Origin of the sequence: Pseudomonas sp. OV226, assembly GCF_003148705.1 — a bacterium.
Lineage (GTDB): Bacteria > Pseudomonadota > Gammaproteobacteria > Pseudomonadales > Pseudomonadaceae > Aquipseudomonas.
Genome location: NZ_QGGS01000015.1, coordinates 55,770 through 80,379 on the forward strand (window position 1 = coordinate 55,770; position 24,610 = coordinate 80,379).

Annotated in this window: 18 protein-coding genes; 10 read left to right on the forward strand and 8 right to left on the reverse strand. The window is 58.1% G+C overall.

The annotated features are described in order from the left end of the window. Positions 1–8: 8 nt before the first annotated feature. The 4 genes from C7534_RS21400 (at position 9) to C7534_RS21415 (ending at position 7,099) form a co-directional block, all read left to right on the forward strand. Entirely contained in the window at positions 9–926 is a 918-nt protein-coding gene (locus C7534_RS21400; RefSeq protein ID WP_109786947.1) for a LysR family transcriptional regulator, read from the forward strand. Between the two features lie 306 nt (positions 927–1,232). Beyond that, complete coding sequence (gene mexE, locus C7534_RS21405) at positions 1,233–2,486, forward strand: multidrug efflux RND transporter periplasmic adaptor subunit MexE (protein ID WP_046033148.1); 1,254 nt, start codon at positions 1,233–1,235, stop codon at positions 2,484–2,486. A 15-nt stretch (positions 2,487–2,501) separates the two neighbouring features. Beyond that, complete coding sequence (locus tag C7534_RS21410) at positions 2,502–5,681, forward strand: efflux RND transporter permease subunit (protein WP_109786948.1); 3,180 nt, start codon at positions 2,502–2,504, stop codon at positions 5,679–5,681. Further along, a complete protein-coding gene (locus C7534_RS21415; RefSeq protein ID WP_109786949.1) occupies positions 5,678–7,099 on the forward strand; it encodes an efflux transporter outer membrane subunit in 1,422 nt (473 codons plus the stop codon). Before C7534_RS21410 ends, C7534_RS21415 begins: the two co-directional genes overlap by 4 nt. Before the next feature lie 91 nt (positions 7,100–7,190). Here the strand turns inward: C7534_RS21415 and C7534_RS21420 are convergent, their stop codons facing one another. From C7534_RS21420 to C7534_RS21430, 3 genes are read right to left on the reverse strand one after another with little or no spacing between them, the layout of a single operon-like run. Continuing rightward, a complete protein-coding gene (locus C7534_RS21420; protein ID WP_109786950.1) occupies positions 7,191–8,156 on the reverse strand; it encodes a biotin/lipoyl-binding protein in 966 nt (321 codons plus the stop codon). 4 nt (positions 8,157–8,160) lie between these two features. Then, complete coding sequence (locus tag C7534_RS21425) at positions 8,161–8,361, reverse strand: DUF1656 domain-containing protein (protein WP_046033144.1); 201 nt, start codon at positions 8,359–8,361, stop codon at positions 8,161–8,163. After that, the gene (locus tag C7534_RS21430; protein ID WP_109786951.1) at positions 8,351–10,486 is read right to left on the reverse strand and encodes an FUSC family protein; all 2,136 of its coding nucleotides are present in this window, start codon (positions 10,484–10,486) and stop codon (positions 8,351–8,353) included. Before C7534_RS21430 ends, C7534_RS21425 begins: the two co-directional genes overlap by 11 nt. A gap of 183 nt (positions 10,487–10,669) precedes the next feature. Here C7534_RS21430 and C7534_RS21435 point away from each other — a divergent pair, with 183 nt between their 5' ends. The 3 genes from C7534_RS21435 to C7534_RS21445 all read left to right on the forward strand — a co-directional run bounded on the left by C7534_RS21435 (position 10,670) and on the right by C7534_RS21445 (position 15,008). Continuing rightward, positions 10,670–11,725, forward strand: coding sequence for a tetratricopeptide repeat protein (locus C7534_RS21435; protein ID WP_046033142.1), 1,056 nt, complete (start codon positions 10,670–10,672; stop codon positions 11,723–11,725). Between the two features lie 113 nt (positions 11,726–11,838). Further along, on the forward strand, positions 11,839–13,341 hold the full coding sequence (locus C7534_RS21440) for an ATPase domain-containing protein (RefSeq protein ID WP_109786952.1): 1,503 nt from the start codon (positions 11,839–11,841) through the stop codon (positions 13,339–13,341). Then, positions 13,338–15,008 carry an ATP-binding protein gene (locus C7534_RS21445; RefSeq protein ID WP_109786953.1) on the forward strand — a complete coding sequence of 557 codons (1,671 nt, stop codon included), beginning with the start codon at positions 13,338–13,340 and terminating at the stop codon, positions 15,006–15,008. The genes C7534_RS21440 and C7534_RS21445 overlap by 4 nt, the downstream gene beginning before the upstream one ends. 30 nt (positions 15,009–15,038) lie before the next feature. Here C7534_RS21445 and C7534_RS21450 read toward each other — a convergent pair whose 3' ends face one another. The 5 genes from C7534_RS21450 to C7534_RS21470 all read right to left on the reverse strand — a co-directional run bounded on the left by C7534_RS21450 (position 15,039) and on the right by C7534_RS21470 (position 21,583). Continuing rightward, complete coding sequence (locus tag C7534_RS21450) at positions 15,039–15,416, reverse strand: response regulator (RefSeq protein WP_046033139.1); 378 nt, start codon at positions 15,414–15,416, stop codon at positions 15,039–15,041. A 77-nt stretch (positions 15,417–15,493) separates the two neighbouring features. Next, positions 15,494–16,675, reverse strand: a complete 1,182-nt coding sequence (locus C7534_RS21455) for a hybrid sensor histidine kinase/response regulator (RefSeq protein ID WP_077432135.1) — start codon at positions 16,673–16,675, stop codon at positions 15,494–15,496. Continuing rightward, on the reverse strand, positions 16,669–17,262 hold the full coding sequence (locus tag C7534_RS21460; protein ID WP_109786954.1) for a chemotaxis protein CheB: 594 nt from the start codon (positions 17,260–17,262) through the stop codon (positions 16,669–16,671). Before C7534_RS21460 ends, C7534_RS21455 begins: the two co-directional genes overlap by 7 nt. Beyond that, a complete protein-coding gene (locus tag C7534_RS21465) occupies positions 17,259–18,092 on the reverse strand; it encodes a CheR family methyltransferase (RefSeq protein ID WP_109786955.1) in 834 nt (277 codons plus the stop codon). The genes C7534_RS21460 and C7534_RS21465 overlap by 4 nt, the downstream gene beginning before the upstream one ends. Beyond that, positions 18,092–21,583: a response regulator gene (locus C7534_RS21470; RefSeq protein WP_109786956.1), complete on the reverse strand. Its 3,492-nt coding sequence runs from the start codon at positions 21,581–21,583 to the stop codon at positions 18,092–18,094. Before C7534_RS21470 ends, C7534_RS21465 begins: the two co-directional genes overlap by 1 nt. Positions 21,584–21,847: 264 nt before the next feature. Here C7534_RS21470 and C7534_RS21475 point away from each other — a divergent pair, with 264 nt between their 5' ends. From C7534_RS21475 to C7534_RS21485, 3 genes are all read left to right on the forward strand, one after another. Then, positions 21,848–22,216 carry a response regulator gene (locus C7534_RS21475; RefSeq protein WP_109786957.1) on the forward strand — a complete coding sequence of 123 codons (369 nt, stop codon included), beginning with the start codon at positions 21,848–21,850 and terminating at the stop codon, positions 22,214–22,216. 48 nt (positions 22,217–22,264) lie between these two features. Then, on the forward strand, positions 22,265–23,560 hold the full coding sequence (locus C7534_RS21480; protein WP_109786958.1) for a glycosyltransferase: 1,296 nt from the start codon (positions 22,265–22,267) through the stop codon (positions 23,558–23,560). Between the two features lie 147 nt (positions 23,561–23,707). Continuing rightward, positions 23,708–24,571, forward strand: a complete 864-nt coding sequence (locus tag C7534_RS21485; RefSeq protein WP_109786959.1) for a phospholipase — start codon at positions 23,708–23,710, stop codon at positions 24,569–24,571. The last annotated feature ends 39 nt before the right edge of the window (positions 24,572–24,610 follow it).

The following is a 24,610-nucleotide window of genomic DNA, read 5'->3' on the forward strand; positions in this document are numbered from 1 at the left end:
GACTCCAGATGAATCGTAATGACCTGCGTCGTGTCGACCTGAACCTGTTGATCGTTTTCGAAACATTGATGCACGAACGCAGCGTAACCCGCGCTGCAGAGAAACTGTTTCTCGGCCAGCCGGCCATCAGTGCGGCGCTCTCGCGCCTGCGTGGGCTGTTCGATGATCCGTTGTTCGTGCGCACCGGTCGCAGCATGGAGCCGTCCGCCCGGGCGGTAGAAATTTTCGCCCTGCTCTCCCCTGCACTGGATTCGATTTCCACCGCGGTCAGTCGTGCGGCGGAATTCGACCCGGCCACCAGCACCGCGGTGTTTCGCATCGGCCTTTCGGACGATGTCGAGTTCGCCCTGCTGCCGATGCTGCTCAAGCGCCTGCGGGCCGAAGCACCGGGCATCGTCCTGGTGGTGCGCCGGGCCAATTACATTCTGATGCCAAGCCTGCTGGCCTCGGGCGAGATCTCCATTGGCGTCAGCTACACCGCCGACCTGCCGGCCAACGCCAAGCGCAAAGTACTACGTCGCAGCATGCCGAAGCTGTTGCGGGCCGACACAGTGCCGGGGCCGTTGAGCCTGGATGATTTCTGTGCACGACCGCATGCGCTGGTGTCGTTCGCTGGCGACCTGAGCGGCTTTATAGATGAAGAACTGGAAAAGCTCGGGCGCAAACGGCATGTCGTACTGGCGGTGCCGCAGTTCAACGGCCTGAGCACGCTGCTGAGCGGGACGGATATCGTCGCGACAGTGCCCGACTACACGGCCGACGCGCTGACGGCTGCCGGTGGTGTTCGGGCTGAAGATCCGCCGCTGCCGGTGCGCAGTTTTGAATTGCACATGGCCTGGCGCGGGTCGCAGGACAATGATCCGGGCGAGCGCTGGTTGCGTTCACGGATTCAGATGTTCTTCGGGGATCCGGACAGCCTGACGTGACATACGTATGAATGTCGCCGACGCTATCGCAGGCAAGCCTTGCTCCTACAGGGCCATTGCACGATATGTAGGAGCCAGGCTTGCCCGCGATAGCCTCACCTCGGTTTCAAGACTGATTGATGCTTTTCCAGCAACACAGAATTTCCATCAAGCCCGTTGATAGCTCACCAACGCAAGGTGCAAGCTAGAGAGCTCGCCCGAGCCTCATATCATTCCGAATGATAGTTACCTTCGCTTCATTCGATTCGTGAGATACACCCTCGCCGCTCATCATCCGCCCATCTCAATACATTGGCGGATGCATCCATGGAACAGTCACTCAAACATTTGCGCTTCCCGTTGGCCCTGCTGGCCGTGGTGGTGATGAGCGCTTGCGGCAAGGCTCCGGAGTCTGCCGCCACCATGCCCGCGGCCAAAGTCAGTGTCGCCAAGGTGCTGGAACAACCGATCAACGAGTGGGACGAATTTACCGGGCGCCTGGAAGCCCCGGAAACGGTAGAAATTCGCCCACGAGTCTCCGGGCAGATTGATGAAGTGGCGTTCACTGAAGGCGCACTGGTCAAGAAAGGCGACTTGCTGTTCCAGATCGACCCGCGTCCGTTCCAGGCTGAGGTCCGCCGCCTCGAAGCCCTGGTCGCCCAATCCCGCGCCAATGCGACTCGCAGTGAAAACGAAGCCCAGCGCGGTGAACGCCTGCGCACCAGCAACGCGATCTCTGCCGAACTGGCCGATTCGCGTACCAGTGCCGCTCAAGAAGCCCGCGCCGCCGTCGGTGCCCTTCAGGCGCAACTGGACCTGGCCAAACTGAACCTGAGTTTCACCCGTGTCACCGCCCCGATCAGTGGTCGTGTCAGCCGTGCCGAAATCACCGCCGGCAACCTGGTGACCGCCGATACCACACCGCTGACCAGCGTCGTGTCCACCGATAAGGTCTACGCCTACTTCGACGCAGACGAGCGCGTATTCCTCAAGTACACCCAGCTTGCCCGCCAAGGTAAACGCGGCGCCACCACCCCGGTTTACATGGGTCTGTCCAACGAAGACGGCAACCCGCATCAGGGTGTGATGAACTTCATCGACAACCAGGTCAATCCGAAAACCGGCACCATCCGCGGTCGCGCTGTATTCGACAACACCGACGGCAGCTACACCCCGGGCCTTTATGCGCGCCTGAAACTGGTGGGCAGCGGCACGTATTCCGCCGTGCTGATCAATGACGAAGCAGTGGGTACCGACTTGGGTAAAAAGTTTGTGCTGGTGATGGATGCCGACAACAAAACGGCCTACCGCGCCGTCGAACTGGGTCCGAAGATCGAAGGTTTGCGCATCGTGCGTAGCGGTCTGAACAAGGACGACACGGTCATCGTCAAGGGCCTGCAACGGGTTCGCCCTGGCTCGCCGGTCACCCCTGAAGTGATCCCGATGGCCAGCGAACAAACCATCGCCGCCCTGGCTCAACAACGACAAGCGCTGGAAGCCAGCAACCTGCCCCAAGTCGCACCTGCCAAGGTCGCGCCGGGTTCGGTTGTGAAACTGGCTGCTGCGACCCCACGCGGTTAAGGGACAAAAACTCCGATGAATTTTTCTCAATTCTTCATTTCACGGCCGATCTTCGCAGCGGTGCTGTCGCTGCTGATCCTGATCGCCGGCGCCATCTCGCTGTTCCAGTTGCCGATCAGCGAATACCCGGAAGTCGTGCCGCCCACCGTTGTGGTCCGTGCCAACTTCCCGGGCGCCAACCCTAAAGTCATTGGTGAAACCGTGGCCGCCCCGTTGGAGCAAGCCATTACCGGCGTCGAGAACATGCTGTACATGTCCTCGCAGTCCACCGCCGACGGCAAAATCACCCTCACCATCACCTTCGCGCTGGGCACTGACCTGGACAACGCGCAAGTGCAGGTGCAGAACCGCGTAACCCGCACCGAGCCCAAACTTCCAGAAGAAGTGACGCGCATCGGTATCACCGTCGACAAGGCTTCGCCCGACCTGACGATGGTTGTGCACTTGACCTCGCCGGACAAACGCTACGACATGCTCTACCTCTCCAACTACGCCCTGCTCAACATCAAGGATGAGCTGGCGCGCCTGGGGGGTGTCGGTGACGTGCAATTGTTCGGTATGGGCGATTACTCGCTGCGGGTCTGGCTCGATCCGAACAAGACCGCCTCGCGCAACCTGACAGCAACCGACGTGGTGAGCGCGATTCGCGAACAGAACCGTCAAGTGGCTGCCGGTGCACTGGGCGCGCCGCCTGCGCCGAATGCCACCGCCTTCCAGCTGTCGGTCAACACTCAAGGTCGCCTGGTTTCTGAGGAAGAGTTCGAGAACATCATCATTCGCTCCGGCGATAACGGTGAAATCACTCGCCTCAAAGACATTGCTCGCGTCGAACTGGGTTCCAGTCAATACGCCCTGCGTTCCTTGCTGAATAACCAACCGGCCGTGGCGATCCCGATCTTCCAGCGTCCAGGCTCCAACGCCATCGAAATTTCCAATGAAGTTCGGGCAAAAATGGCCGAGCTGAAGAAGAACTTCCCTGAAGGCATGGATTTCAGCATCGTCTATGACCCGACGATCTTCGTGCGCGGTTCCATCGAAGCGGTGGTTCATACCCTCTTCGAAGCGCTGATCCTCGTGGTACTGGTGGTGATCCTGTTCCTGCAAACCTGGCGCGCCTCGATCATCCCGTTGGTAGCGGTGCCGGTTTCGCTGATTGGTACGTTTGCCGTCATGCACCTGTTCGGCTTCTCGTTGAACGCCCTGTCGCTGTTCGGCCTGGTACTGGCCATCGGTATCGTGGTGGACGATGCGATCGTGGTGGTGGAGAACGTCGAGCGAAATATCGAACTGGGACTGACGCCGGTCGAAGCAACCAAGCGTGCCATGCGTGAAGTGACCGGTCCGATCATTGCCACGGCGCTGGTGCTGTGTGCAGTGTTTATCCCGGCCGCGTTCATTTCGGGCCTCACTGGCCAGTTCTACAAGCAATTCGCCTTGACCATTGCGATCTCGACCGTGATCTCGGCGTTCAACTCGCTGACCCTGTCGCCAGCACTGGCTGCCGTCTTGCTGAAAAGTCATGACGCGCCGAAAGATCGTTTCTCCAAGGTGCTGGACAAGATCTTCGGTGGCTGGTTGTTCCGTCCGTTCAACCGCTTCTTTGACAAGGCCAGCCATGGTTATGTCGGCACCGTGGGCCGGGTTATCCGCAGCAGCGGCATCGCCCTGCTGTTGTACGCGGGCCTGATGGTGTTGACCTTCTTCGGTTTCGCCAACACCCCGACCGGTTTCGTACCCGGCCAGGACAAGCAATACCTGGTGGCCTTCGCTCAACTGCCGGATGCCTCGAGCCTGGACCGTACCGAAGACGTGATCAAGCGCATGTCCGACCTGGCCCTGAAACAGCCTGGCGTGGAAAGTGCGGTGGCCTTCCCGGGCCTGTCGATCAACGGTTTCACCAACAGTCCTAACGCCGGCATCGTGTTCGTGACCCTGAAACCTTTCGACGAGCGCAAAGACCCGAGCATGTCCGCGGGTGCAATCGCCGGAGCCTTGAACGGTCAGTTCGCCGGGATTCAAGAAGCCTACATGGCGATCTTCCCGCCGCCACCAGTACAAGGCCTGGGCACCATTGGTGGTTTCCGCCTGCAAATCGAAGACCGGGGCAACCTGGGCTACGAAGAGCTGTACAAAGAAACCATGAACATCATCAACAAAAGCCACAACGTGCCGGAACTGGCCGGCCTGTTCACCAGCTACACCGTGAACGTGCCCCAGGTCGATGCTGCCATCGACCGCGAAAAAGCCAAGACCCACGGCGTCGCCGTCAGCGACATCTTCGACACCCTGCAGATCTACCTGGGTTCGCTGTATGCCAACGACTTCAACCGTTTCGGTCGTACCTATCAGGTCAACGTTCAGGCTGAGCAACAGTTCCGCCTCGAATCCGACCAGATCGGCCAGCTGAAAGTGCGTAACAACAAAGGCGAGATGATCCCGCTGGCGACCTTCATCAAGGTCAGCGACACCTCCGGCCCAGACCGCGTGATGCACTACAACGGCTTCATCACCGCTGAAATCAACGGTGCGGCAGCCCCCGGCTACAGCTCCGGCCAGGCGGAAAAAGCCATCGAGAAACTGCTCAAGGAAGAACTTCCAAACGGCATGACCTACGAATGGACCGACCTGACCTACCAGCAGATTCTGTCCGGCAACACTGCGCTGTTCGTGTTCCCGCTCTGCGTATTGCTGGCGTTCCTGGTACTCGCGGCGCAGTACGAAAGCTGGAGCCTGCCACTGGCGGTGATCCTGATCGTACCAATGACGTTGCTGTCGGCCATTACCGGTGTGATCGCGTCGGGCGGCGACAACAACATCTTCACCCAGATCGGCTTGATCGTACTGGTGGGGCTGGCCTGTAAGAACGCGATTCTGATCGTCGAGTTTGCCAAGGACAAACAGCTGGAAGGCCTCAACCCGCTCGCGGCGGTGCTGGAAGCTTGCCGTCTGCGTCTGCGTCCGATCCTGATGACCTCCTTCGCGTTCATCATGGGTGTTGTGCCGCTGGTGTTCTCCAGCGGTGCCGGTGCCGAAATGCGTCACGCCATGGGTGTGGCGGTGTTCTCCGGGATGCTCGGGGTGACCTTCTTCGGTCTGTTGCTGACGCCTGTGTTCTACGTATTGATTCGCAACTTTGTGGAACGCGGTGAAGCGCGCAAAGCGGCCAAGGCCCTGAAACTGGAGTCGCATCAATGAGTTTGAAAGCTTTCCTGCCGAGCCTGCTGGCACTGGCCCTGAGTGCCTGTGCCGTCGGCCCGGACTATAAGACCCCAGCCACGGAGCCGGCCAACATCACCGCCGCCACCGATGGCGCGGCCGGTCAGAAAAACTTCGACCGCTCGCACTTCGAAGGCATTTGGTGGCAGCAGTTCGAGGACCCGACCCTGAACCAGTTGGTCACTCAATCACTGCAAGGCAACCGGGATTTGCGCGTGGCGTTCGCACGCTGGAAAGCGGCTCGGGCGATTCGCGATGATGTCAGCAACAACGCGATGCCGACCATCACCAGCCGAGTCAGCAGTGACCTGGGCAAGGGGCAAATCCCGGGCGAAACTACTGACCGGGTTAACAGTGAGCGCTACGACCTTGGTCTGGACATGGCGTGGGAGATCGACCTGTTTGGCCGGATCCAGCGCAACCTGGAATCCGCCAACGCGGAACAACAGGCTTTCGAAGCCGATTTGTACCAACTGCAAGTCACCATGATTGCCGAACTGGTGGATTCCTACGGTCGACTGCGCGGTGCGCAATTGCGTGAAAAGATCGCCTTGGCCAACCTGGAAAACCAGCAAGAGTCGCGCAAAATCACCATCAGCCTGCGTGATGCCGGCGTCGGCGATCAGCTCGACGTGGAGCGTGCCGACGCACGTTTGGCGTCCGTCGAAGCCAGCGTGCCGCAACTGCAGGCCGAACAGGTTCGCCAGAAAAACCGCATCGCCACCCTGCTGGGTGAGCGTCCGGAAAAGCTGACAGTCGACCTGAGCCCGAAAGATTTGCCGGCCATTGCCAAAGCGCTGCCGATTGGTGATCCGGGTGAACTGCTGCAACGTCGCCCGGACATCCTGAGCGCCGAGCGCAAACTGGCGTCTGCCACCGCCCGCATCGGCGTGGCCAAGGCTGATTTGTTCCCCCGGGTCAGCCTCAGCGGTTTCCTCGGCTTTACCGCCGGGCGCGGGTCGCAAATCGGTTCCTCGGCGGCCAACGCCTGGGCGCTGGGCCCAAGCATCACCTGGGCCGCGTTTGACCTGGGCAGTGTGAAGGCCCGTTTGCGCGGTGCCGATGCGGATGCCGAAGGCGCGCTGGCGACTTACGAGCAGCAAGTGCTGTTGGCGCTGGAAGAGTCGGAAAATGCGTTCAGCGATTACGGCAAACTTCAGCAGCGATTGATCTCACTGATTCGTCAAAGCGAATCGAGCCGTGCCGCCGCTGACCTGGCCGAAATTCGCTACCGCGAAGGCGGTACCGACTTCCTCGTCCTGCTGGATGCCCAACGCGAGCGACTGGCGGCCGAAGACTCCCAGGCCCTGGCCGAAACCGATCTGTATCGCGGCATTGTCGCGATTTACAAAGCCCTTGGCGGTGGCTGGCAACCCGAGACGGTCGCCAGCAAGTAAGCTTTTGAAGAGCTCCTTTGGTTGGTCACAATCAACCATTTTTTTAGCCCTGCGCCTCATTCGGTCGCAGGGCTTTTTTTTGCTTCAAGGATTACTGATGATCCCGGGCTTCGCGGTTTTCCAGAACGCTCACCGTGGCCGTCGTCCCCGCGCGCAGGAGGTTTTTACCGGGATAGTCGGCGTCAATCTCAATTCGCACTGGCACCCGTTGCGCCAGTTTGACCCAGGTGTAACTGGGGTTAATGTTGGCCAGCAAGCGCCCGCCGGGCAGGTTTTCCCGGTCGGCGATGGCGAAAGCAATGCTTTGCACCGTGCCGCCAAAGGCTTCGCCGCTCATCAACTCGATGTTGACCCGGTCGCCCAGCCCGATCCGTGGCAATTTGGTCTCCTCAAAATAACCGCTGACATAAAACGAATTGCTGTCCACCAGAGCCAACAGTGGGCCGCCAGCAGACGCATAGTCGCCCTGACGGGTCAGCAGGTTGGTGACATAGCCCGTGACGGGCGATTCGACCCGGGTGCGTTGCAAGTCCAGTTCAGACTGAGTCGACGCCGCGATCGCCAGCTGCACGTTGGCCTGGGCCAAAATCAGATTGGCCTGGTTACGCAGTAGATCGGCCTCGGCCACGGATACGTCGGTGTTGGCTTTTTCCCACTCCTCCCCTGAGATCGCCGAGCGGTCCTTTAGCGTACGGCGCCGACGCTCCTCACTCTGCCGCTGCCTGAGCAGCGACTCGCTGGCGGAAATCGTCGCCTGTGATTGCCCCAGCGAAGCCTTCGCTACTTCCACAGACCGTTTGGCATGCTCCACCGCGAGGGTGTAGCGAGCCGGGTCGATTTCCAGCAGCAACTGGCCTTTTTCAACATGCTGGTTGTCTTGAACGGCCAACTTGACGATGCGCCCTGACACGTCGGCAGACAAGGTCACCACATCAGCACGAACCCGTGCATCCCGGGTCCAGGGGGATCGGGTGTAATGCTGCCAGGCAAACCAGCCAAGTAGAAAGGCCAACAGTACAACAGCCAGTGTTGCGAATCGGGCAAGGTTTTTCTTCAAGGCATCAGGCTCCCATCAGCAAAATCAACGTTGCGCATACGCAGACATACAGCGCGCCCTCGAACAACGCTTCATGCCAGACGAAACGCAGCACGCCGAGGCGACGCAAGCCCCAATCCAGCGCCAGAAATATCGGCAGCGCCAACAGCAGTGCCTGAGCGATAGGCGGCAAATACACGCCACCCAGTTCAAAATCAATGGGCAAGGGCTGGCGCTCCTACTGTGTCCACAGGTTGGAAGTACTCGCGATATCGCTGGATGAACGACTCGACGATCAGCAGTGCCACGCGCATTCGGAACACCGACCACAGCTGTTCGTGAACCACCAGATGCAGATCGTCCATCTCGTCGCCCAAGGTGTGCAAATCCCCCAGTAGCCGGTTGAGGTCTATCCCCGGCCGCCCGGCAACCCACCTTCCGCAATCGCGCACCGCAGTCAGCAACCGTTGCTGTTGCTCCGAACTCAACAACGTGTTGCCCTGCCCCTGCTGCCGGAGTTGGTTCAGTGCAACGCCCAAAGCCATGCACCCGAGACTGACCTGAAACAGTTCCCCGGAAGACTTGTCGCTGGTGGCCGGCAATAATCCCAACATCATGGTCAATCGATCGACCATACGGCTTTCGAAGGCAAATTGATGTTCGTCGGCGGCCGATGTTTTCATCAAGGCGTGGACCTGCTCGCAATTCTCCTTGAACAGCCGACGAATCCGTAAGTCAGGCCTGAACGGAAAAATCAACGCGAAGACGCTCAAGGCCAGGACGGTTGCGCTGATGTATGCGCCGGCAAACTCGAACCACTGGATCGCACTGTTCTGGCCTATCCCGACGTTTTGCGGTCCAAACAAAAGAAATGTCGTCAGCCCAAGACCGATGCCTGTCCCGGTGGTGGCAGGCGTGGCAAGCCCCACCGCGACGGCATACAACAACGGTACCAACAGCAATGCCAATAGCTGGAAATCACTGATCATGGGTATCAGCATGAATTGATAGAGCGCCGACACCACCAACGCCAGGCCCAGCCCCCTTGCATAGCTTTGCGCCGCCAGGAGCGGCCTGGGGAACGTTGCCATCAGGGAGCAAAGGATCCCCACCAGGATCATCGCGCCCCGCGTACCGTCCCAACCGGTCTCGATCCAGATCAGCCCGGCGACCAGCAACGCGGTAAATGCCCGGGTCGCGTTCATCGCTGCCAGGGTGTAATCCAGATGCAATGGGTTTTCCTGCCCGCGAAACACGCAACTGGCCTGGCGTTCCTCCTGAATGGCGTCGCTCAACTCCAGAATCTGCTCCAGTTGCTGCAGCATCCGCGCCTGCTCCCAGCGCAGCGCCCACGCCAATGAGCGCAGCGTCGCCGGCATGGCTTCAGTCAGTTGTTCAGCCTTGTAGGCCTGATCATCAAATCGCTGCTGCAATGCCGAAAAATGATGGCGATCATCGGGTGAAAGCGAGCGTCCCTTGAGGGCCAGCTCATCAAGAAATGCTAGTTCTTCGGCGCGCAAACGCTGTATTTCTTCGGGCAAATCACCTTTCCAGCGCTCAGCCAGCAGTTGACGCTGGTGACGCAGGGCCGTCAGCCGGGAGGTAAGCAACACTAATTGGTTTCCCAGCAGTTGCACCAGGCCATCGGCGCTACGCAGTCGGGGGGCGTCGAAATAAAGGTGCCGGCGCAATCCCTCCAGGGCGCTGATTTCGCCTAATAACTGCATTTGCCGGCGGTGGAAATCAGCTTCGGATTCTTCGGTTCGAATCGCCGCTGCGGCGTGTGTCGCCAGTAATTTGATCACTTGATCGATCTTGGTGAAATAACTCCGGGCTACGGCCTCCGGTCGCGCGGTCAACAGGCTGACGACGCAGACGCACGCCACCGCCAGCAGCGTCTCGGTAACACGGGTAATCGCCAGCAGAAAGGTGCCGTCTTGATCCGGTATGGCCAACAGCGCCACCACCACAGCCGTGTAACCACTGAGTACAAATGCCTGGGAGCTGGTGTAGCGCAACAAGGTGCCACCGGCGGTGCACAGCGCCAGCCACAGGGCCAGGGTAATGATGAAAGGCAGCGGCGCCTGGGGAAAGATCGCCATGATCAGGACGGCCACCGCAGCGCCCATTGTGGTGCCGATGACCTGGCCGAAACTGCGGGCCAGTGCCATGCCACCCAGAGGTTGGCTGACGATGACCACCGCCATGATCGACCACTTGGGTTGGTCGAGGTCGAACAGGAACGCCAGATACAGGGTCAACAACCCGGCCGCGATGGTTCTCAAGGCAAACAGCAGCACCGCTTGCCCGGGATTGAGCATTGCCTTGAAGTATTGGAGCAGCGGTTGCATGGGAATACTCGTCGAGTCATCTCTAGCAAGCGTAGTCACTGCTTCAGAGCCTCGACAGGTTTCAATGTCGACGTACCCTGTAGGCTAAATCGTCGACACCGGGCCAAGTCAGCGTTTGACTCACAGCCCGACCTGACCGAAGCTGACAGCTTTGCAAAAGCTTGCCAGCTCCTGGATTCCTGCATGCCCCAGCCCCGCCGCTATTTGCTTATCAGCCTCTGTGTGCTGTTTACCGTCTTTATTGCCTGGTTACTCCTGCGCAGCACCACACCTGAGGTCCCGGAGGCGATCAAGCGTGGTTACAGCGAAGCACTGACTCAGGCACGTACCGGTCAACCGGGAGCCGCACGGGTGCTATACCAACAACTGGCACGCCCTGACCTGTCCGCCAAGCGGCGTATCTGGCTGCATGCCGAATTGCCCAATTACCCAAGCCCGCAAGCCCTGAAACTGGCGGATGCGGACCTGCAAAATGCCAATGAAGACGTGCGGATCGCCGCGATCAAAAGCATCAGCGGCCTGGTGTCCGCGGGGCAACGCAGCCTGCTGATCGGCCCGTTGCTCGACGACAGCGAGCCAAGCGTGCGTTTTGCAGCCGTCAACGCCCTGCTGGGGCTCTCGCCGGATGAGCTGGGGTTGTATTTCGGACCGCTGGAGCAAGCCATCGACGCCTGGGAATTGGCCCTTCAAAGTCAGCCACCCAGCGCGCAGAACCAATACCAATTGGCGCGCTTGCACCTGCACAACGCCGAATTGAAAGAGGCACAAGAGGCGCTGGACCGCACGTTGCAGCTGGAACCCGGCAATTTGCCGGCGCTGGTGATGCAAATCGACGTGCTCGACCGGCAAGGCCAAAGCGATGCCGCGCGCCAGTTGTTGGCGAAACAGTTAAAGGCGCAACCCGACTCAGCGTATCTGCAACACGCCCTGGGGCTGTGGTTGCTGCACCACGGACAGAGTGAGTTCGCCCTCCTCGGCCTCTCCAAAGCCGTAGAGCTGGAGCCTGACAACAAGGAATATCGCTACGACCTGGCGACCACTTTGCACCTTGAGCAAGAGCTGGAGGCTGCGCAAAAACAGTTACAGGAAATCGTCCAGCGTCACCCGTCCGATCGCAAGGCGCGAGTGCTGCTGATCAACTACTGGAAGGAAAGCGGACAGTTGCAGAACGTGCAAATCCTGCTGGCACAACTGGAACAACTCAACCCGGATGATCCCGCGTTGCAGCAAGGGCTTTAACCCTCACGAAATTACGTTGAACCGTCATCACGGCCAGGGGTCAAGTGATCAGGCAGCCCGTTCAGGCACTTCAGCCTGGCGCCTCACTTCCCCTGTTTATGAGAGGGTTCTTTTTGTCTACATCTAACAAGTTTATCAGTGCCAAAGCCGCCACCGGCATCGAAGGCCTGGATGACATCCTGGCCGGTGGCTTGTCCCGCGGGCATGTTTTTTTGCTGGAGGGTGAGCCCGGCACCGGCAAAACCACCGTCGCTTTGCATTTTCTGTTGGCCGGCGCCCTGGCGGGCGAGCGCTCGTTGTACATCACGCTGTCGGAAACCGAGCGCGAACTGCGCCAAGGTGCGCGTTCCCACGGCTGGGAGCTGGATGAGAACATCCACATCTTCGAGCTGACCCCACCGGAAAGCCTGCTCAATGCCGAGCAGCAGCAAAGCCTGTTGTACTCCTCGGACCTTGAGCTGGGCGAAGCCACCAAGCAGATTTTCGAAGTGGTTGAACGGATCAAACCGACCCGCGTGGTGCTCGACAGCCTGTCTGAAATCCGCCTGCTGGCTCAAAGCTCGTTGCGTTACCGCCGACAGATTCTGGCGATCAAGCACTACTTTGTGCGGTACGACGCCACGGTGTTGTTGCTGGATGACTTGACCACCGAGTCCCTCGATAAAACCGTACACAGCGTCGCCCACGGCGTGATTCGCCTGGAAGAGCTGACACCCAACTACGGCGCCGAACGCCGTCGCATCCGCGTGGTGAAGTATCGAGGTCAAAAATACCGTGGCGGTTTTCATGACTTCACCATCATGGGCGATGGCGTGCATGTCTTCCCGCGCCTCGTGGCCGCCGAGCACCGCGGGCGTTACACCCGGCAACAGTTGACCAGCGGCATCAAGGAAATGGACGCCCTGCTCGGTGGCGGAATAGAAACCGGCTCCAGCACGCTGATCCTTGGCCCGGCCGGTACCGGCAAATCGCTGATTTCGATGATCTTCGCCGCCGCCGCCGTGGCGCGCGGTGAAAAAGCCGCGTTGTTCATATTCGATGAAGAAATGGGGCTGTTGTTCGAGCGCATGAAAAACATGGGTATTGATTTGCAGGCCCTGCAAGACACCGGCAATTTACTGATCGAACAAGTGGATGCAGCCGAGTTGTCTCCCGGAGAGTTCTCCCACCGGGTTCGCTGCTGCGTCGACGAAGGCCATATCAAAACCGTGGTCATCGACAGCATCAACGGCTATCAGGCTGCGATGCCCGGGGAAAATGCGCTGGTGCTGCACATGCACGAGTTGCTGCTGTACCTCAATCGCCAGGGTGCGGCGACGTTCATGACGGTGGCCCAACACGGGCTGGTCGGCGACATGCAGGCGCCGGTCGACATCACTTACCTGGCGGACACGGTGATTCTGCTGCGCTATTTCGAAGCGCTGGGCAAGGTTCGCCGGGCGATCTCGATCATCAAGAAACGTACGGGTAGCCACGAGTCGACCATCCGCGAATACCGCATCAGCAGCCTTGGCATGACCATCGGTGAACCGCTGGACGCGTTTCAAGGCGTGTTGCGTGGCGTGCCCACTTATCTGGGCGCCAGCAACCCGTTGCTCAGGGAAGATCAAAAGTGACGGCCATCGAGGCGATGTCCGAGCGCGCGATCATCCTCGCGCCACTGGGACGCGACAGCCAGATAGCCCTGATGATGCTCAATGAAGCCGGATTTGAAGGGCTCGTCACCCGTAACTTGATCACACTGTGCGACGAACTTGAGCAAGGCGCCGGGCTGTTGCTGATTGCATCCGAAGCCTTGCTGGGCTCTGATCTTGACCCCCTTCTGGGCTTGATCGACCATCAACCCGCCTGGTCGGACCTGCCGATCGTACTGCTGACCCACCACGGCGGCCCGGAGCAAAACCCCGCCTCTCGGCTGGGCGCGCAGCTGGGCAACGTAACGTTTCTGGAGCGCCCCTTCCATCCCGTGACCCTGATCAGCCTGGTCGCCACCGCCTTGCGCGGGCGACGACGACAGTATGAAGCCAGGGACCGCTTGATTGACCTGAGCCAAAGCGAGCTGCGCCTGCAAACAACCCTGGAAACCCTTGAGCAACAGGTCGAGGAACGCACCGCACAGCTGCGCCACAACGAAGAAGCCCTCAGGCAATCACAGAAAATGGAAGCGGTCGGACAGCTTACCGGCGGCATCGCCCATGACTTCAATAACATGCTGACTGGCATCATCGGCAGTCTTGAATTGCTGCGTCGGCGCCTTGCGAGGGGGCGCACCGAGGACCTGGACGGGTTGATCGACCTTGGCGTGACATCCGCCAACCGCGCCGCCGGTTTGACCCATCGATTGCTGGCGTTCTCGCGGCGCCAATCACTGGACTCCAAGCCCGTTGAAATGAACACCCTCGTAGCGTCCATGGGCGAATTGCTGCAACGCAGCATCAACGAAAGTATTGAACTGGACATACAACTGAGCGAAGACCTGTGGGTGGCCGAGGCCGATCCCAATCAACTCGAAAGTGCCCTGCTCAACCTTGTGCTCAACGCCCGCGATGCCATGCCTGAAGGCGGCACGTTGATTGTAAACACCTCAAATCAGCAACTGGACTCGCGGTTCGTTGCAGCTCACGGCAATCTGCTACCGGGTGATTACGTGTTGTTGCGCGTCACCGACACCGGTTGCGGCATGCCCGAAAGCACCATCAGCCGGGCCTTTGACCCTTTCTTTACGACCAAGCCGATTGGCCAGGGCACCGGTTTGGGGTTGTCGATGATTTACGGATTCAGCAAACAATCCCACGGTCACGTCACGATCGACAGCGAAGTCGGTCACGGCACCTCGGTGAGTCTGTTTCTACCGCGTTACAGCGGGGATCTGGCTGAGGAAAACCTGATCGACATCCAGCATGCCCCTCACGCCCTGGACGGTGAAACCGTGCTGATTGTCGAAGACGATCCGGCGGTCCGGGTGCTGGTCAGTGCCGTGTTGAGTGAATTGGGCTACGCCTATGTAGAAGCCGGCGACGCCGACAGTGCGGTGCCGATTCTCGACTCGGCGCAACGCATTGATCTGTTGATCAGTGACGTCGGGCTGCCGGGCATGAATGGCCGGCAACTGGCGGAAATCGGTCGGCAGTACCGACCTGATCTAAAAGTGCTGTTCATCACCGGCTATGCCGAACACGCGGCCGTGCGTGGAGGGTTTCTGGACCCTGGCATGCAGATGATCACCAAACCTTTTACCTTTGATCTGCTGACGGCCAAGGTTCGGGAGATGATCAGCATCTGATCCCTACCGTGACCGCCGATGGCAAGGTGCTCAGGAAAGCATTTGTTGCATGAGCTCTTGCAATACATCCAGATCAAACGGCTTGTCCAGAATCGGCGCTTTTTTGGTGATCGGGCTGTCCGTCTCGCGGACTTCCTGTGCATAGCCGCTGATAAAGATCACCTTGAGCTCCGGGCGCAACTTGACCGCAGGTTCCGCGACCTGTACGCCGGTAATCCCGCCCGGCAGGCGGAAGTCGGTGATCATCATGTCCAGGTGCGGCTTGCTGGCCAGAATTTCAAAGGCCTGCTCGCCGTTTTCCGCTTGCAGTACCCGGTAACCCTCGCCCGACAAATACGCCGAAAGGACCATCAAAATAGAGGGATCATCTTCGACGATCAGTACGACGTCTTGTGCATCTTCACTCATGGGAAGCCTTTGTTCGGTCAATAGCTGCTGATACGACCCTGAGGTCGCTCAGAGGTTGCGTTTATCTGGCTCATTTCCTAAAGCGGCAGACAAACGCGAAATAAGGCGCCTTCGTTGATTTTGCTCTCGACGGCGATGGAGCCGCCATGTGCGGCGACAATTTGTTCGGAAATAAACAGCCCAAGCCCCAGCCCCGCGACCACGGTCTTGGCTGAAACACGCTCGAACTGCTGAAAAATACGCTTCTGGTTTTCTTCACTGATGCCGATCCCTCGATCCTGCACCTCAACCCGCGCCTGACCGTCTTGTGCATAAACCCGCACGTCGATCTGGCTTTTACCACCATAACGCAAGGCGTTGGTCAGTAAATTTGAAATGACTTGCTCGATACGAAATTCATCCCAGTTGCCGACCACTGGCTGCCCGGCCGTAAAGTGCGTGGAACACTCGGCGGAATCGACCTGCGGCGCAAAGTTTTTCAACACATTGCCCACCAGTTGCACCAGGTCGAATTTTGTCGGGCGGATCGACAGCTTGCCAGTGCGGATACGTGACACATCGAGCATGTCTTCGATCAGGCGGATCAGGCTTTTGATCTGGCGCTCGTCGCGGTCGACCATGGCGTGCATCTTGTCCAGGGTGAACGCCGACGCGTTGTCCCGAGCCAGGTGCATCTTGCGCAGCTGGGTTTCGAGAATCAGGCCATTGAGCGGCGTACGCACTTCATGGGCGACGATAGACATGAAGTCATCGCGCATGCGCACCGCTTGCTCCAACTCCAACTGCGTGTGCTGTAACTGTTTGAGCAGTTCTTCCTGCTCGCGGCGGCTTTGCTCCAGCGCTTCGACCTGCTGTTTCATCGCCTTGCTCTGGCGGTACAGGTCGACGAACACATTGACCTTGCTCTTGACCGCATGGATATCCAACGGCTTGTGCAAGAAGTCCACGGCACCGCTTTCGTAACCTTTGAACGCGTAGTTCAGTTCTCGACCTGCAGCGCTGACAAACACAATCGGAATGTTTTTGGTTTTCTCCGTGCCGCGCATCAACTCAGCCAACTCGAAACCATTCATGCCCGGCATCTGAACATCGAGGATGGCCATGGCGAATTCATGCTGCAACAACAGCGACAACGCTTCATCGGCAGACAAGGCTTTATAGACCACCCGGTCTTCACGCTTGATCAGCGCTTCGAGTGCCAACAGGTTCTCCGGCAGATCGTCGACGATCAGCAGTTTGGCTTGGATGTTACTTAGCATGCTATTCGTTCCAGCTCGACAAGCAGACGGCCGATGCCGCCAATAGAGAGTATGTGGTCGGGCTGCTGAATATCCAGCGCGGCCTGGGGCATGATCGCGACCTGCGCCTCATTCGGGTCCTGCACGATGGTCAGCCCACCGTGATATTTAACGTGAGACAGGCCAACCGCTCCGTCGCGATTGGCGCCCGTCAGCAACACCGCGGCCAGGGTCGGGCCGTAGGCGTCAGCAGCAGACTCGAACAAGTAATCAATGGCGGGCCGCGAATGATGCACGCGATCTTCCAGGCTCAACGAAAAACTGCGGTCTTGTTCTACCGACAAGTGGTAACCGGGTGTAGCGAAATACAGCGTGCCGGATTTGACCCGGGTTTTATCGGTGGCTTCTTCGACGGGCATCGAAACCCGGCGCGCAAACACCTCGGACAACAGGCTGCGGCGTTCGTCGGGCAAGTGCAGCACCACGATGATCGGCAACGCGAAACCTTTACGCAGCGGGCTGAGCAACGTGAGCAACGCCTCCACGCCGCCAGCCGACGCGCCAATGACGATGGCCTCGATGGAAGGAAACACTGCAGCCTTTTTCATGATTTGCGGTAGATCCGTTCTTGTTTGACCAGCGGCTCAAACTGGTTGCCGAAAGCCGAAAAATCCGGTGTTTCCTTGCTGCCCAGCACCAGGAAGCCACGATGGCACAGGGAATCATGGAACAACCCGAACGCACGATCCTGAAGTTTTTTATTGAAATAAATCAATACATTACGACACGAAATTAATTGGGTTTCTGAAAAGACACTGTCCGTCGCCAGGCTGTGATCGGCAAAGGTCACGTTCTCACACAGGCTCTTGTCGAAAATGGCGTAACCATAGGCCGCCGTGTAGTAATCGGCAAATGAACGCTGGCCACCTGCCTGCTGATAATTAGCAGTGTAGGCCCGGACATTTTCCATGGAGAAAATCCCCTGCTTGGCCTTCTCCAGCGAGCGCGGGTTGATGTCGGTGGCATAGATGATGGTGCGCTCCAGCAGGCCTTCTTCGCGCAGCAGAATCGCCATCGAATAGACCTCTTCACCGGTGCTGCAACCCGCGATCCAGATCTTGATCGAGGGATAGGTCTTGAGCAGTGGCACCACTTCCTTGCGGATCGCCAGGAAATGCGATGGGTCACGAAACATTTCGCTGACCGGGATCGTCAGCAACTGCAGCAACTGCATGAACGCGTTCGGGTCATGCAGCACCTTTTCTTGCAGGGCCGAGATGGTAGTGCACTCAAATTGTGCCAGCGCATGATTCACCCGACGCTTGATCGAAGCACCGGAGTAATCGCGAAAATCGTAGCTGTACTTGAGGTAAATCGCCTCGATCAACAAGCGCAACTCGATTTCGCTGTTTCGCTCCACGGAATAAATGCGTTCCACTAAATGCGTTCCATCTTCGGTAACCACACACGAATCAGCGAGAACAGCCGATCGAGGTCGATGGGCTTGGCCAGATAATCGTTAGCACCCGCCTGCAAGCAGCGCTCCTGATCGTCCTTCATGGCCTTGGCCGTCACCGCAATGATCGGCAACTTGCGCCAGCGCGGGTCCTTGCGGATCTCGATCGTGGCTTCAAAGCCATCCATCTCCGGCATCATCACATCCATCAACACCAGATCGATGTCCTCGACTTCAATCAGCCTCTCAATGGCTTCATTACCGTTGCGGCCAATGACCACGACGGCGCCCTTTTGCTCCAGCGCACTGGTGAGGGCAAAGATGTTGCGAACATCGTCGTCCACCAGCAGCACCTTGCGACCCTCAAAGACCTTGTCGCGGCTGCGCGCGGTCTTGAGCATTCTCTGCCGCTCATGGGACAACTTCGATTCGACTTTGTGCAGAAAGAGTGTGACCTCATCCAGCAAGCGTTCGGGCGAGCGCGCACCCTTGATGATGATCGAGCGCGAATACTTGCGCAGTTCAGCCTCTTCATCGCGGGTCAGGTTGCGCCCCGTGTAGACAATCACCGGCGGGAACGAGCAGATGTCCTCGGTGGACATGCGCTTGAGCAAATCGTTGCCGAGCATGTCCGGTAGCTTCAGGTCGATGATCATGCAATCGAAAATCGTCGTGCGCAGCAGGTCCAGCGCATCCTGAGCCAGGCCAACAGCGGTGATTTCGATGTCTTCATCGCCAATCAGGAGGGCAATGCTGTCGCGCTGTAAATCGTCGTCTTCGACCAGCAGCACCCGCTTGACCTTCTGGGTCAGCTTGGCTTCGAGGCGGGCGAATACATCCTTGAGCTCTTCGCGGCTGGTCGGTTTGACCGCGTAACCGATGGCGCCCATGTGCATCGCGGCTTCGACCCGGTCTTCAACCGAAATCACGTGAACCGGAATGTGGCGGGTCTCGGCGTGTTCCTTCAAGCGTTGCAACACGGTCAGCCCGGAATGATCCGGCAGGCGCATGTCCAGCAGAATGGCGTCGGGAATGAACTCCCTGGCCAGGTCATACCCCTCATCGGCACCGTGGGCGACCAGGCATTGATAGCCCAGTTCGTGCGCGAGATCGTAGAGGATGTGCGCAAAGTTCGGCTCATCTTCCACCACCAGAATGCATCGAGTCGTGAAAGGCGCCTGAGTGCGGTCATCGTTGAAGCGAGGAATATCAACCGCGGCAGTCACCAATACCGGTGCTGCTGGCGCCACGCGGTGGGCGATGGCAACGGCTGAAGCCCTAAGGGGCTCAACCGGTTCCCCGGTCGGCTCGACGTATTGTTGAGGCAAGACCAGCGTGAACACGCTGCCCTGCCCCGGTTCGCTGGCCACGCTGATGGAGCCGCCGAGCAACGCGGCCAGTTCCCTTGAAATCGACAAGCCCAGGCCTGTGCCGCCGTAACGCCGATTGGTGGTGCCGTCAGCCTGGCGGAACGCCTCGAAAATGCTTTCCTGCTGTTCATCAGCGATACCGATACCTGAATCGCGAATGACGAAGGCAACGCCGTTATTGGGCTGCGGCGCGACGGTCAGGCTGACCGAGCCTTTCTCCGTAAATTTCACAGCGTTCGACAGCAGGTTCTTGATCACTTGCTCCAGGCGCTGGCGGTCGGTGAAAAGCATCTTTGGCGAACCGGGCTGCAACTCGACATGAAACGCGAGCGCCTTGTCCATCGCCACCGGCTCGAACATCCCGCGCAAGCCGTCGACGAGGCGCTCGACACTGGTGTTCTCGGGACGTATTTCCAGCTTGCCAGCCTCGACTTTGGAAATGTCGAGGATGTCGTTGATCAGATTGAGCAAGTCATTACCGGCGGAATAGATCGACTCGGCAAACTTCACCTGCTCGACAGTCAGGTTTTCCTGGGGGTTTTCGGCGAGCAATTTGGCCAGGATCAACGAGCTGTTCAACGGCGTGCGCAGTTCGTGGGACATGTTGGCGAGAAACTCGGACTTGTACTTGCTGGAGCGTTGCAGCTCTTCGGCGCGGTCTTCAAGCTGGACTTGCACCTGGTTCAGCTCGGTGTTTTTCTGGTCCATGGCGTCGCGCTGATCGGCGAGGATTTGCGCTTGCTCGGCCAGTTGCTCGTTGGTCTGCTCCAGTTCAACCTGCTGGGTTTCCAGGTGGGCCTGGGACTCCTTGAGAATCCGTGACTGTTCTTCGAGTTCTTCGTTGGCGGATTTCAGCTCTTCTTGCTGGACTTGCAGCTCTTCATTCAGTTGTTGGGCTTCGGCCAGCACTTCCTGCAATCGTTGGCGATAGCGAGCCGCCTCGATGGAGGTGCCAATGTTGCCGGCGATCAACTCCAGCAACTCGATGTCACGATCAATCAGCGGTCGCAGGAAGCCCAGTTCAATGACACCGTTGACCCGGTCGTCGTCACTGGTCGGCACCACGAGCACGCTGTGTGGCAAGCCTTCGCCCAGGCCGGAGCTGACCTTGAAATAGTTGCTCGGCACGTCATCCAGACGAATCAGGCGAGCCTGGTTGGCGACCTGGCCGACAATCCCTTCATCGCTGTAAATCTGCTGATCGCGCTCTTCTTGCTCGCGAGAGAAACCGTAGGAGGCTATGCGCTTGAGCGCGCCATGATCTTCACGCACATAAATGGCGGCCACCGCGGTGCCCAGGTACTGCGCGCAGAACTGCAGAATATTGCGACCCAACAGATTGAGGCTCAACTGCCCCAGTACTTGCTCGGCAAGTTCTGTCTGGCCATTGCGCAGCCAGGCTTGCTGTTCCAGGCGCTGGGCGCTGGCGTGTTGTGCGGCCAGATTCGCGGCGTAACTTTGCGACAGGCCAAGCAAATCCCGACGACCGATGTAAGCCAGCAAACCGCTGATCGTCGCGATGAATATCAGATAAAGGGAGATGCTCCAGATCGTGGCTCGACTCACCTCTTCGTTGCGCGCGGTGCGCAATTGCTGCTCCGAGTCGATCACGTCTTCGAACTGTTTGCGAATCTCGTCGGTCAGTCGCTTGCCACGACCGGCCTTGACCACGCTGCGGTAATCGCCACTGGAACGCTGCAAATCAATTATCGACTGGGCATAGCTCGCCCATTCAGTTTGCAACGCTTGAAGCCGGCGCAAGCGATCGGTCTGCACCGGGTTATCGGCCGTGAGTTCGAGCAAGGTGTTGAGCGCAACCGTGATTTTCGGCTTGGCTGTCTCGTAGGGGTCGAGGAAATGCTCGTCGCCAGTGAGCAAGTAACCCCGCATGCCGGTTTCCAGATCGACTGTCAGCTTTACCGCTTCATTGGCGTTATTGATCACCCGGTCGGTGTGATCGACCCATTGGATCACTGACAACAAATAAGTGATCAGTGAGACAAAAAACACCGCACTGATGACACCGACACCCAATGGCAGGCTGACGTTGCGGCTCAGGAGTTTGCGGAATCGTTGCTCATCAACCGAAGACGCAGTGGTCATGGGGAGGCCTTGTCGAACTGTTCGAAATCAGGGAGTTTGCCCCAAAAAAGGCGTATTGATCCAACTATATGCCATGAATCAAGCGCAATCCCCGCATTTAGCTGCGCGAGCCTAAAAGGGACCGGTTATCCTTGCCGGCCGCCGCGCAGCTATTCTTTTTGCACAGCGCAGGGAACTTGTCGGGATCCGCCACTTACTCATGCAAGAGCCCGACGATTTCTTTCCACCGGCGCCCCCTGAACTCATCTTTTGAGAGCACACATTATGTCCGCCAAGGCATCCATCATTTTAGTCGTCGAAGACGATGCGATCGTGCGCATGCTGATCGTTGACGTGCTGGAGGAGCTGGAATTCAAAGTGCTCGAGGCGGATGGCAGCGAACAGGCCCTGGAATTTCTCAACGACGAAGACCAATACATTGATTTGATGATGACCGATGTCGGCTTGCCGGTGATGGACGGCCGGGAATTGGCCAATGAGGCGCGTAAGCTGCGCCCGCAGTTGCCAATCCTGTTCGCCAGTGGTTATGCCGAAAACATCGACGTGCCTGATGGCATGCATATGATCGGAAAACCGTTCTCGATCGATCAGTTGCGCGACAAGGTCAAATCCATACTCGCCCGCCAGGCTTGATTGTCTCGCCCCCCCTTCCCCTTTACCCGCACCAAGGAATACCCGTTAATGAGTCAGCCCCGCGCAACCAAAGTCCTGGTCATTGGTTACGTCTGGCCCGAGCCGCGTTCTTCTGCGGCCAGTGGTCATGTGATGCAAATCCTCGATACATTCTTGCAGCAAGGCTGGGACATTACCTTCAGCAGCCCCGCCGGCACCGGTGAGCACCGCGCAGACCTGACTGCGCTGGGTATTCGCGAAGTGGACATCGAGTTGAACAACAGCAGTTTCGACGCGTTCATCAGTGAACTGGCACCGGATATCGTGTTGTTCGACCAGTTCATGATTGAAGAACAATTTGGCTGGCGTGTTGAAAAGCACTGCCCCAACGCGTTGCGAGTACTTGAGACTTCGGACTTGCAAAGCCTGCGACACGCCCGGCACCAGCGGCTTAAAGAGCGTTTGAAAGAGCGTGATGACGCCAATGACTTCAGCGAATTGTTTGCCCCGGCACTGCGTGAAGAGTTCGAACTGATGGCGGATACCGACCTGGCCAAACGCGAGATCGCGGCGCTGTATCGTTGCGACTTGAACCTGATGATCTCCGAAGTGGAAATCGAGTTGCTGGTCGAGCAGTTCAAGCTGCCACGCAAGGTGTTGCACTGGTGCCCGTTGATGGTCGATCTGCCCAGTGCACCTCCGGTGCCCTTTGTAGACCGTGCGCACTTTTTGAGTATCGGTAACTTTCGCCACGCGCCGAATTGGGATGCAGTGCTCTGGATGAAAACCACCATCTGGCCGCTGATCCGCGCGCAACTGCCCACGGCTCAACTACACATTTACGGTGCCTACACCCCGCCCAAAGCGACCGCGCTGCACAACGCCGCCCAAGGATTTCATGTGATGAACTGGGCGCCAGATGCCTTGCAAGTCATGTCGGCGGCGCGGATTTGCCTGGCGCCCCTGCGCTTCGGTGCCGGCATCAAAGGCAAGATTGTCGACGCCATGTTATGTGGAACGCCGACGATCACTACACCAATTGGAGCCGAGGCCATGCACGGCGAACACCGCTGGCCCGGCGCGGTGACCCGCACAGCGCAGGCGTTCGCCGATTGCGCGGTTCGACTGTACCAGGACGAAGCGCTTTGGACAGACGCCCAAGCCCAGGGACAAACGCTGTTGGCCGATCATTATCGACAGTCGGAACATGGCCCTGCACTCATCGAAAAGTTGCTGTACTGCCAACAACATCTCGCGCAACTTAGGCGCGACAACTTCATAGGCAGCATGTTGCGCCATCACCACCATAAAAGTACCCAATACATGTCTCAATGGATTGAAGCCAAGAACCGCAATCCATCTTAGTGTTTTTGCCGGCAACAAACATTTTGCATAACCCGCCTTATTGACCGCGCCCGACACGCCCTCTATAAATACGCGACCGAACATCAACTTTATTAGTGATGTTCGGCACAACCAACCAACTAACAAACTTATGCACGGATGCATTAAATGGATACTATCGCTCAGAATAACTACGCACTTAAAAACTGGATGTCCGCGACGCCGGCTATTGATACTTTGTCGCTCAGTCAATTAACCTTGCCGGGCAGCCATAATGCGGGCAGCGACTGGAAAGCGTCGTGGTTTCCGCGTCCAGCGCACTGGCTCGCCTGTCAGCACGAATCGTTTTATGCCCAGTTGAACCAAGGCGCCCGGGCGCTCGACATCCGCTTGATTTACGAAGCCACTGCCCCTGGGCTGGGGAAATTCCGCATTCATCACAATGGTCACCGCAATAATCGTATCCTGGGCAATCTTGTCACAGACGTGAGGCGTTTCCTTATAGAGAATCCCAACGAATTCATCATCCTCGATTTCCATGCATTGGATGGCGATGACTTTGATTTCGCTTACTTCAACGACATGGTGATACGGTTTCTCGGCGATCGCATCATCCCTACCCAAAACCGCTCCAAGAGCCTGGCTCAACTTAAAAACATCAGTCCGGCACAACGCGTGTTAGTCGCGGCACCCTGGCACAGGGCACTTGATAAAGATGTGTTTCTCGAACAGATACAGCACAAGTGGACTGGCAACGCAATTACCAATGTCGCAGAACTGCAGAAACATATTGTTGATGTGCTGAAGTTTCCACCGGGAACCTGGGCGCCCTGGTCGCTTTCCGCCACCAGTTACAGCGTGCTGGGCGGCCCGGTGGACATTCATGAAAAACTTGATTCCTGGTTTGACCCAAAGAACAGCGACTGGGCGATAAAGTGCAACATTATCAATGTCGACTTCTTTGACGAATCACAACTGGTTTCTTATTGCCGAACCGTCAACCTGACAAAAGCTGGCAACCGGACGCCTTAGTTGCAGTGCCATTAAATGGCTATTTTTGTGCAGTTGTTT